The sequence below is a fragment of the Micromonospora sp. NPDC003776 genome (assembly GCF_053605645.1).
This window is the reverse complement of record NZ_JBSGJR010000262.1, coordinates 1-9,006: the sequence shown is the minus strand read 5'-3', so window position 1 is coordinate 9,006 and position 9,006 is coordinate 1. Positions and strand designations below refer to the sequence as shown.

11 protein-coding genes and 1 pseudogene are annotated in these 9,006 nt (G+C 73.1%); 4 read left to right on the top strand and 8 right to left on the bottom strand.

All coding sequences use genetic code 11. The features are described from left to right. Positions 1 to 52: 52 nt before the first annotated feature. The 4 genes and pseudogenes from ACWEVO_RS20800 to ACWEVO_RS20785 form a co-directional block, all read right to left on the bottom strand. Positions 53 to 1,909: an acyl-CoA dehydrogenase gene (locus ACWEVO_RS20800; RefSeq protein WP_452309181.1), complete on the bottom strand. Its 1,857-nt coding sequence runs from the start codon at positions 1,907 to 1,909 to the stop codon at positions 53 to 55. Positions 1,910 to 2,024: 115 nt separating this feature from the next. Then, positions 2,025 to 2,384 (bottom strand): DoxX family protein, encoded by a 360-nt coding sequence (locus ACWEVO_RS20795; RefSeq protein WP_452309180.1) that lies wholly within the window; start codon positions 2,382 to 2,384, stop codon positions 2,025 to 2,027. A gap of 16 nt (positions 2,385 to 2,400) precedes the next feature. After that, complete coding sequence (locus ACWEVO_RS20790) at positions 2,401 to 2,541, bottom strand: hypothetical protein (protein ID WP_452309179.1); 141 nt, start codon at positions 2,539 to 2,541, stop codon at positions 2,401 to 2,403. 70 nt (positions 2,542 to 2,611) lie between these two features. After that, positions 2,612 to 2,710 (bottom strand): annotated as a pseudogene (locus ACWEVO_RS20785) (NAD(P)H-binding protein); the annotation flags it as partial. 153 nt (positions 2,711 to 2,863) lie between these two features. Here ACWEVO_RS20785 and ACWEVO_RS20780 point away from each other — a divergent pair. Continuing rightward, a complete protein-coding gene (locus ACWEVO_RS20780; protein ID WP_452309178.1) occupies positions 2,864 to 3,286 on the top strand; it encodes a MarR family transcriptional regulator in 423 nt (140 codons plus the stop codon). Positions 3,287 to 3,301: 15 nt separating this feature from the next. Here the strand turns inward: ACWEVO_RS20780 and ACWEVO_RS20775 are convergent, their stop codons facing one another. After that, positions 3,302 to 4,429: a PP2C family protein-serine/threonine phosphatase gene (locus ACWEVO_RS20775; RefSeq protein ID WP_452309177.1), complete on the bottom strand. Its 1,128-nt coding sequence runs from the start codon at positions 4,427 to 4,429 to the stop codon at positions 3,302 to 3,304. Positions 4,430 to 4,525: 96 nt separating this feature from the next. Beyond that, positions 4,526 to 5,158 (bottom strand): septal ring lytic transglycosylase RlpA family protein, encoded by a 633-nt coding sequence (locus ACWEVO_RS20770; protein WP_452309176.1) that lies wholly within the window; start codon positions 5,156 to 5,158, stop codon positions 4,526 to 4,528. 197 nt (positions 5,159 to 5,355) lie between these two features. On the opposite strand from ACWEVO_RS20770, the gene ACWEVO_RS20765 reads away from it, so the two are divergent. Both ACWEVO_RS20765 and ACWEVO_RS20760 read left to right on the top strand, forming a co-directional pair. Then, complete coding sequence (locus ACWEVO_RS20765) at positions 5,356 to 5,901, top strand: phosphoribosyltransferase (RefSeq protein ID WP_452309175.1); 546 nt, start codon at positions 5,356 to 5,358, stop codon at positions 5,899 to 5,901. 42 nt (positions 5,902 to 5,943) lie between these two features. Next, the gene (locus tag ACWEVO_RS20760; protein ID WP_452309174.1) at positions 5,944 to 6,969 is read left to right on the top strand and encodes a questin oxidase family protein; all 1,026 of its coding nucleotides are present in this window, start codon (positions 5,944 to 5,946) and stop codon (positions 6,967 to 6,969) included. Here ACWEVO_RS20760 and ACWEVO_RS20755 read toward each other — a convergent pair. Further along, positions 6,962 to 7,477: an alpha/beta hydrolase gene (locus ACWEVO_RS20755; protein ID WP_452309173.1), complete on the bottom strand. Its 516-nt coding sequence runs from the start codon at positions 7,475 to 7,477 to the stop codon at positions 6,962 to 6,964. The two genes, ACWEVO_RS20760 and ACWEVO_RS20755, sit on opposite strands and share 8 nt — an antisense overlap. Before the next feature lie 84 nt (positions 7,478 to 7,561). Between ACWEVO_RS20755 and ACWEVO_RS20750 the strand changes: the two genes are divergently transcribed. Beyond that, positions 7,562 to 7,996, top strand: a complete 435-nt coding sequence (locus ACWEVO_RS20750; protein WP_452309172.1) for an ASCH domain-containing protein — start codon at positions 7,562 to 7,564, stop codon at positions 7,994 to 7,996. Between the two features lie 73 nt (positions 7,997 to 8,069). On the opposite strand, the gene ACWEVO_RS20745 is transcribed toward ACWEVO_RS20750, so the two are convergent. Continuing rightward, the gene (locus ACWEVO_RS20745) at positions 8,070 to 8,948 is read right to left on the bottom strand and encodes an LLM class flavin-dependent oxidoreductase (protein WP_452309171.1); all 879 of its coding nucleotides are present in this window, start codon (positions 8,946 to 8,948) and stop codon (positions 8,070 to 8,072) included. Positions 8,949 to 9,006 lie beyond the last annotated feature (58 nt).

The following is a 9,006-nucleotide window of genomic DNA, read 5'->3' as shown; positions in this document are numbered from 1 at the left end:
GCGAGCGCTGTGCTCGCCGGCCGCCGTGGTCAGCCTCAGATCCCGGGCGGGATCAGAACGCCTCCTCCGGGAGGTCCATGATCTCCAGGTCGGCGCCCTCGATGATCCGCCGGTCGGCGCCGATCCGGGGCAGCACCTCGCGGGCGAAGAACCGGGCAGCGGCCACCTTACCGGTGTAGAACGCCTTGTCGGCGACGGAGACCTCGCCACCGAGGGCCTTCAGCGCCACGTCCGCCTGCTTCTGCAGCAGCCAGCCGACCACCAGGTCGCCGACCGCGAGCAGGACCCGCCGGCTGCTCAGGCCCACCTTGTAGAGGGCCCGCGGGTCGCCGGCCTGGGCCTCGCCCAGCCAGCCGGTCAGCACGCCGAGGATGTTCTGGATCTCGGCGAGCGCCTTGCCGAGCGCCTGCCGCTCCTCCTTGAGCTGGCCGTTGCCGGCCTCGGAGGTGATGAACTCCTGGATCTCGCCGGCGACCGCCATCAGCGCCTTGCCGTTGTCCCGGACGATCTTCCGGAAGATCAGGTCGAGGCTCTGGATCGCCGTGGTGCCCTCGTACAGGGTGTCGATCTTGGCATCCCGGACGTACTGCTCGAGCGGGTAGTCCTGGAGGAAGCCGGAGCCGCCGAAGGTCTGCAGCGCCTCGTGGCCCAGCAGCTCGTACGCCCGCTCCGAGCCGACCCCCTTGACCAGCGGGAGGAGCAGGTCGTTGACCCGCTTGGCCAGCTTGGTGGCCTTCTCGTCGCCGGCCGCCTCGGCGATCGCGACCTTGTCCTGCCAGCCGGCGGTGTAGCAGACCAGCGCCCGCAGGCCCTCGGCGTACGACTTCTGCAGGAGCAGCGAGCGACGCACGTCCGGGTGGTTGGTGATGGTGACCCGGGGCGCGGTCTTGTCGGTCTGCCGGATCAGGTCGGCGCCCTGGACCCGGTTCTTGGCGTACTCCAGCGCGTTCAGGTAGCCGGTGGAGAGGGTGGCGATCGCCTTGGTGCCGACCATCATCCGGGCGTACTCGATGATCATGAACATCTGCCGGATGCCGTCGTGCTTCTCGCCCAGCAGCCAGCCCTTGGCCGGCACGCCGTGCTCGCCGAAGGTCATCTCGCAGGTGTTGGAGACCTTCAGGCCCATCTTGTGCTCGACGTTGGTGGCGAAGACGCCGTTGCGCTCGCCCAGCTCGCCGGTCTCCTCGTCGAAGTGGTACTTCGGCACCACGAAGAGGGAGAGGCCCTTGGTGCCCGGGCCGCCGACGCCCTCCACGCCGACCGGGCGGGCCAGCACGTAGTGGACGATGTTGTCGGAGAGGTCGTGCTCACCCGAGGTGATGAACCGCTTGACGCCCTCGATGTGCCACGAACCGTCCGGCTGCGGGATGGCCCGGGTGCGGCCGGCGCCGACGTCCGAACCGGCGTCCGGCTCGGTCAGCACCATCGTGGAGCCCCACTGCTTCTCGATGAAGAGCTTGGCCCACTTCTTCTGCTGCTCGGTGCCCTCCACGTGCAGCACGTGCGCGAAGGACGGGCCGGAGGCGTACATCCAGATCGGGGCGTTGGCGCCGAGCACCAGCTCGGCGAGGGACCACCAGAGGGCGCGCGGGGCGTTCGTGCCGCCCAGGGCCTCGGGCAGGTCGAGCCGCCAGAACTCGGAGTCCATGAACGCCTGGTAGGACTTCTTGAACGACTCCGGCAGCGGCGCGGTGTGCGTCGCGGGGTCGAAGACCGGCGGGTTGCGGTCGCTGTCCGTGTAGCTGGCGGCCAGGTCCTCACGGGCCAGGCGGTCGACCTCGGAGAGGAAGCTACGGGCGGTGTCGACGTCCAGGTCCGTGTACGGCTCCTGGCCGAACGTCCGGTCCGCCCCGAAGACCTCGAACAGGTTGAACTCGAGGTCCCGAAGGTTGCTCTTGTAGTGGGTCATGCTCGCTGGCCCCGCTTCCGGACAGGTGTTACCGATCAGTAACCCCGACTGTATTACTCGCGGGTAGCCAACGACAAGCCGATCGTGGAAGTGACAGCGATTACACACTTCCGGTTCAGCTTCCCGCCACCCCTAGCGCCAGGGCGACCCCGGCCAGCACGAGGAAGCCGTTGGCCAGTGCGAACTGGGCCGAGTGGTCGCGGGCGAGCAGGTGGGTGTGCACCGCGCAGGCGAAGAAGAGCACCAGACCGGCAGCGGCGGCGACACCGATCCACGGCACGCCCAACAGCCCGAGGAGCAGGCCCGCCGCCCCCGCGGTCTTCAGCGTGCCGATCGGGAAGGTGAGCCAGGACGTCGGCACCCCGGCCGCCGCCATCCCGGGCAGGATCGGCCGGAAGTGGGCCAGCGCGGCGATGCCCGAGAAGCCGGTGGCCACGGTGGCGAGCAGGGTGACGACGACGTACGCGATGTGCATGTGCCACTCCCCAGGACTAGTCGGCGACGCCGACGGTCTGCCCGACCGAGTCCGGCCGGTCGAGCAGGGCGAGCATCAGGTGGGCGACGTCGGCCCGGGACACGGTGAGACCGCCGCGGATGTTCCGCCCGTACGCGGTGCGGTAGCGCCCGGTCACCGGACCGTCGGTCAGCCTGGGCGAGGTCGGCGGTGACCACCCGGGCCGCCGCGCCGGTCAGCCGGGTGGGATCGCGGACCACCGCGGTGACGTCGTGGCCGGCGCCCAGCGCCTGATCGACCAGGTGGCGACCGATGCCGCCGGTGGCCCCGAAAATCGTCAACTTCATCCGCCGCTCCTCCGTCGATCGCCGCTCCACACGGCGGAATCTCGTAAGATATGGAAACCGTAACAGTTGATACGAGGGCCAAACAATATGAGTTCCGTAGATTCTGCGGAAGGGCGTCGACGTCGCCGGTCGGCCACCCGGATCAAGGAGGCCATGCGGGAGCTGAACAACCAGCTCGCGCTCCTCAACCACCACGTCGGCGTACGCCTCTCGCTGCGCGACGTGGACCTGGACTGCCTCGACCTGATCGCCCGGCACGGACCGCTCACGCCGAGCGCGCTGGCCCGCCGGGCCGGCCTGCATCCGGCCACCGTCACCGGCATCCTCGACCGGCTCCAGCGCGGCGGCTGGATCGTGCGCGAGCGGGACCCCGACGCCACCGACCGCCGCTCGGTGATCGTGCGCGCCCTGCGCGAGCGCAACGGCGAGCTGTTCCGCCTCTACGCGGGCATGAACGCCGAGATGGACGAGATCTGCGCCGGCTACGACGAGGCCCAACTGGAGCTGATCGCCGACTTCCTCGGCCGGGCCGGCGAGGCGGGCCGACGGGCCACCGACGAGCTGAGCGAGGGCTGACCGGGGACCGGCGCGTCAGCTCTCGGCGGCGCCGACCTCCCAGCTCGGCACGGCGGCGGCCACGCTGGTGCGCGGTCCGCTGTATTCCATCAGCACCAGCGCGATGTCGTCGTCGAGCCGGCCGTGCACCCACTCGACCAGCGCGGTCTCCAACGAGGCCAGACCGTCGGCGACCGTGCCGTGGCCGAGCAGCCGCCAGGCCCGGTCGGCGGTCGGGAAGAACTCGCCGTCCCGCCGCGCCTCGCCGAGACCGTCGGTGAAGAGCAGCAGCCGGTCGCCCGGTTCGAGGCGCTCCACCCGGGGCCGGACCACCGGCATGAAGCCCAGCGGGGGCGCGGGCGCCGGGGGTTCGAGCGGGATGACCGCGCCCCGGCGCAGCAGCAGCGGCGGCGGGTGACCACAGTTGACGATGGTGAGGGTGCCGCCCCGCTCCTCGACCAGGGCGGCGGTGACGAAGTCCTCGTCGCCCACGTTCCGGGCCACCGCCCGGTCCAGGTCGGTCACCACGGCCCGCAGGTCGGCCCGCTCGTACGCGACGTGCCGGTAGGAGCCGAGCACGATGCTGGCCAGCCGGACCGCGTCCAGCCCCTTGCCCCGGACGTCGCCGATGATCATGCGGACGCCGTACGGGGTGTCCATCACCTCGTACAGGTCGCCGCCGATCGCGGCGGTGGCGGTGGAGGAGATGTAGCGGGCGGCCACCGCGAGCGTCCCCACCTGGGGTCCGAGCGGCCGGAGCACGGCCTGCTGGGCGACCGACGCGAGCCGGGTCAACTCGGCGATCCGCTCCGACTGGCGCTGGCGGACCGCCGCCACGGCGGCGGCGATCGCGGCGGCGAGCGCGATCCCCGCGACGTTCACCGCGGTGACCAGGGAGGTGGTGCCCTCGACGAGCGCGAAGGCCGTCCCGATGCCGGTGGCGAGCACCCCGAGCCCGAGCACCACCCGCCAGGACGCCAGCGCGGCGGCGAGGAGCGGGGCGGCCGCCATCAGCGCGAGGTAATGCACCGGGCGGCCGTCCGCCAGCTCGACGGCGGAGACCAGTGCGAGCAGCCCGAGGGCCGCGCCGATGCCGGCGCGGGATCCGGGGCTCAGCGGGCCGCGGCCCGGCTGGAGAGGTTGCGTGCGTACATCGGACAGCATGCCTGATGGACGTGACCGGGTGAATGAGCCTGGCGGGTGGTCTGTGGAACTTCCGTCCGGCCGCCCGGCCCGGCCCGTACCGCGCCGGTCACCCGGTCAGCCGAGCACCTCGTACCGGACGTCGACCTCGCCGAGGTCGGTCGAGGCGATGGCCGCGAAGGCCGCCCGGGACAGGTCCAGGCAGCGGCCGTCGACGTACGGGCCGCGGTCGTTGATCCGCACGATCACCGACTTGCCGTTGGCCGGGTTGGTCACCCGGACCCGGGTGTTGAACGGCAGCGTCTTGTGTGCGGCGGTCAGCGCGTCCGGGTTGAAGGTCTCCCCGTTCGCGGTCATCTGACCCTCGTCGTAGAAGGACGCGCCGCAGGAGCCGCTGGACACGACCTTCGGGGCCGGGGCGGAGGTGGTCTTCTTCGCGGTGGGCTTCGGGCTGGCGGTGCGGGTCTTGCTCCGCGAGGCCGCCTGGGTACGGGTCACCTTCGGGCTCGGGGTGGCCGTCGGCGAGGGGCTGAGGCTCGGCGACGCGCTCGGCGAGGCAGAGGGGGACGCCGAACTGGGGGTCAGGGTGCTCGGCAGGACCTCGACGGCGGCCGGCTCCGCGGCGGGCTCGCCCGAGGTGAGCTGGACCGCGCCGACGGTGCCGCCGACCGCGAGCACCACGCCGACGACGGCGGTGGCGGCGATGCCGGCGGGCGAGAACTTACGGGTTCGGAAGTGCCTACCAGCCACCACCCGGTCCTTTCGTCAGCGGAACAAACCGGCTGGGACCGTAACGAGAGAAGCACTTCCGAAGTCAACGTGATCATGGTGCTATGCCCGCATTTACCCTGGTACGTGTAGCCGATCAAGCGATCCGGCCTCCCCTGAACGGAGGAAGGATCGCTGGCCGGGGCCGGTGCCGCATCGTCTGGCGCCGGTGCCGCAGGATGAGGGGCATGCTGAGCCGACGCCTGGTCGAACTCTTCCGCTGGGTCGACCCCGGCCCGGACAGCAGTCATCTGGTCAGCGACACCGCCGGCTGGTGGCGCGATCCGACCGTGCTGGCCGGCCTCGGACCCGCCCTGGCCGGGCTCTTCCCCGCCGCCCGGCCCACCGTCGTGATCGCCCCCGAGGCGGCCGGCCTGCTGCTCGGTCCGCTGGTCGCGGTGGCCGCCGGCGCCGGCTTCCTGCCCGCGTACAAGGACGGCGGCGGGCGGCGGCGGGTCGGTGCGCTGCGCTGGGCGGAGACCTCGCCGGACCACCGGGGCCACCGCCAGCGCCTCGGCCTGGACACCACCCGGCTCGACCCCACCGACCGGGTGCTGCTCGTCGACGACTGGGTGGACAGCGGCGCCCAACTCGACGCGCTGCACCGGGTGGTGACGGAGACCGGGGCAGCGGTCGTCGGGGCGGCGGCGGTGGTGACCACCTGCCCGCCGGCCGTCGCCGACCGGCTCGGGCTGCGCGCCCTGCTCACCGGGGACCGCCTCTGAGCACTTGACCTCAAGCGCGGTTGAGCATCGACCATCGCCTGCATGAGCGACGGCATCCTGGACGAGGCGTACGAACGACTGCACCGGACCGGCCCCGAGTTCGAGGGCTGGCTCTCCAACCACGGACCGATGGCGGTCGAGGCGCTGGTCCGGCACGGCCACGGCGCCCGGGTGCACCGCTGGCTCGACGACTACCTGGGCCGGCTGGACGAGCTGCCCCGCGGGCTCCGGCCGGTGGACGACTGGCGGGCCGCCCTCGGCGACCCGAAGCGGGCCGGGGACTGGCTCGCCCACTTCGACCACGAGCTGCGCGAACGCCCGTGGCGGGAGGTGCTCGGCACCTGGTGGCCCCGACTGCTGCCCGGCATCGCGGCCGGGGCCACCCACGGGGTGATCCGGGTCGGTCACGCCGTCCGGGTGCTGCGTACCGACGGGGTGAACCGGGCGCGGCTGGCCGAGTTGGGACAGGCGCTCGGCTACTGGGCCGCCCGCTGGCAGCCGGTGCCCGGGGCCGGTCCGCTCACCGGTCGCTCCGACGTGGCCGCCGCGCTGGCCGCGGTGCCCCGACTCCCCGAGCAGACCGGCGGGATCCGGGACCGGCTCGGCCGGTTGCCCGACGTACCGGACTGGGCCGCCGCGGCGGTGGGACTGCGCCCGCCGGCCGACCCGGCGGAGGCCGAGCGGACCCTCACCGAGTTGGTGCACCGGGCCGGCCTGGACTACCTGCGGTTCGGGCACGGCAACCCGGTGATGCTGGTGCACGCGGTGACCGCGCCGACCGCGGTGCTGCGTACCCTCCCGGCCCTGGACCCGGCGCTGTGGGCCCCGAGCGTCGCCGCGGCCTGGTCGGCCACGGCCGCCGTCACCTCGGTGTACGCCCCACCCACGCCGGCCGCCCCGGCGCGACGGCTCGGCGCGGCCGACGACCCGGGCGAGGTGTTCGCCCGGGCGGCGCGGCACGGCGACGCGCATGTGGTGAAGCTGGCCGACGCGGTGCTGGAGGCGCACGCGGCGACCGGCGACCCGCGGGTACTGGCCGCGGCCGGCTACGCGGGCCGGCTCATCTGACGAACTCCTCCACCGCGGTGCAGACCCGGCCCAGCACCTCGGCCGAGCGGGCCAGCGGGCCGGGCACCAGCATCGAGTGGTCGGCGTCCGGCACCTCCAGCACGTGCGGGCTGAGCCGGCGGGCCACCTCGCCGCTCCAGAGCGAGTCGGCGGTGCCGCCGACGAGCAGGCACGGTGCGGTGGCCCGGCCGAGGGCGTCGACCACCTCCGGAAGGTCGAGCAGCGGGGTCAGCCAGACCGCGCGCAGGCCCCGGTCGGCGGCGAGCGGGGCGGCGAAGGTGCCGAGCGATTTGCCGACCAGCAGGTCGACGCCCCGGTCGAGGACCGGCGTCACCTGCTCGGCCACCCACCTGGCGGTCCGGTCGGCACGCAGGTCACGGGGCACCTGCCAGGTCACCTCGTGGACGTCGAAGCCGAGGCGGCGCAGCGCCTCGCCGACGTACGCGAAGAGCGGGGCGCGCGTGTCGTAGCCCCGCCCCGGCACGAGCACCGCCCGCCGGTCCGCCATGGTCGCCTCCTCGTGCTCCGGCCGACGCCCACGCTAGCCGGAATTCCCGCGACGGGTGGTCCGGCTGCCACTAGCCTCGGCAGGATGTGGCCCCGGATCGGTGGACTCCGCACGCTCGCGCTGGGCAGCCCGGGCGAGATGCGCGCGAACCTCAACACCCTCGTGCTGGCCGGCGTGAAGACCGCCACCGCCGGCCTGCTGACCGACGAGTACGCCGCCGAGAACGAGGAGCTGGAACACGTCGGCGAGCGGCTGGTCCTGGTCGACGACCAGGACGCGCTGGTCGGTGTGGTCGAGGTGACCGCCGTCGACGTGGTCCGCTTCGCCGACGTGTCCTGGGACTTCGCCCGCTCCGAAGGGGAGGGCGACCGGTCCATCGAGGAGTGGCGGGAGGGCCACCGCCGGTTCTGGACCGGGGTGGGCTTTCCGGTCGACGACGACACCCCCGTCGTCTGCATCCGGTTCCGCCTGGTCTCCGCTGGCGACGGCGGCATCAGCACCGGCGACCTCGGCACCTGAGGTGCAAGGAAGGGCCCCTTCTTAACGCCTGGTGCGGGTAAAGGGCCCCTTCCTAACGCCGGGCACCGGGCGGTCAGAGCCGGCGCAGCTCCGGGAGGAGGGCGGCGGCCTTGACCAGCTCGGCCTCGTCGCCGGCGTACCAGCTGCTGGCCCGGGGCCAGTGCGTCACCACGTCGGTGAAGCCCAGTCGCGCCGCCCGGGCGACCTGCTCGGCGAAGAAGCCCGCCCCGCTGAGCGAGAAGACCGGCGCCGAGTCGAGCGACAGGTAGCGGTCCAGGGTGGCCGGATCGCGGCCCGCCTTCTCCAGCGTCTCGTCCATCCGCCCGGCGAGGTCCGCGACCGTGGTCCACCAGCCCTCCAGGTCGTCACCGCCGAGCCCGGTGGTCACCCAACCCTGGCCGTACCGGGCGACGAGCCGCATCGAGCGGGGCCCGTTCGCGGCGACCACGAACGGCACCCGGGGCTGCTGCACGCAACCCGGGTTGTTCCGGGCGTCCACCGCGGCGAACCACTCACCGCGCCAGGTGGTGCCGTCCTCCCGCAGGATCAGGTCCAGCAGCTCGGTGAACTCGGCGAACCGGTCGACCCGCTGCCGGGGTGGCAGGGTCTCCCCGCCCAGCACTGCGGCGTCGAAGCCGATCCCACCCGCGCCGATCCCGAGCAGCAGCCGGCCGCCCGAGACGTCGTCCAGCGCGGTCACCTGCCGGGCGAACGCCGCCGGGTGCCGGAAGTTGGGCGAGGCGACCAGGGTGCCGAGGCGGATCCGCGAGGTCACCGTCGCCGCGGCGGTGAGCGTGACCATCGAGTCGAACCAGGGCCCGTCGACCAGGTCCCGCCAGCCCAGATGGTCGTACGTCCAGGCGTGGTCGAAGCCCCAGTCGTCCGCCTGCCGCCAGCGCCGCTGCGAGTCCGACCAGCGCTGGTCGGGGAGGATCACGATGCCAATCCGCATGATCGCCAGCCTACGGCGGCGGTCCGGGCGCACGGCGCGGCACCGGACGCGCCACGCC

Coding starts and splice junctions, on each gene's coding strand:
- ACWEVO_RS20800 (WP_452309181.1), bottom strand. CDS start 1,909: ATGACCCACTACAAGAGCAACCTTCGGGACCTCGAGTTCAACCTGTTC.
- ACWEVO_RS20795 (WP_452309180.1), bottom strand. CDS start 2,384: ATGCACATCGCGTACGTCGTCGTCACCCTGCTCGCCACCGTGGCCACC.
- ACWEVO_RS20780 (WP_452309178.1), top strand. CDS start 2,864: ATGCGGGAGCTGAACAACCAGCTCGCGCTCCTCAACCACCACGTCGGC.
- ACWEVO_RS20775 (WP_452309177.1), bottom strand. CDS start 4,429: ATGCTGTCCGATGTACGCACGCAACCTCTCCAGCCGGGCCGCGGCCCG.
- ACWEVO_RS20765 (WP_452309175.1), top strand. CDS start 5,356: ATGAGGGGCATGCTGAGCCGACGCCTGGTCGAACTCTTCCGCTGGGTC.
- ACWEVO_RS20760 (WP_452309174.1), top strand. CDS start 5,944: ATGAGCGACGGCATCCTGGACGAGGCGTACGAACGACTGCACCGGACC.
- ACWEVO_RS20755 (WP_452309173.1), bottom strand. CDS start 7,477: ATGGCGGACCGGCGGGCGGTGCTCGTGCCGGGGCGGGGCTACGACACG.
- ACWEVO_RS20750 (WP_452309172.1), top strand. CDS start 7,562: ATGTGGCCCCGGATCGGTGGACTCCGCACGCTCGCGCTGGGCAGCCCG.
- ACWEVO_RS20745 (WP_452309171.1), bottom strand. CDS start 8,948: ATGCGGATTGGCATCGTGATCCTCCCCGACCAGCGCTGGTCGGACTCG.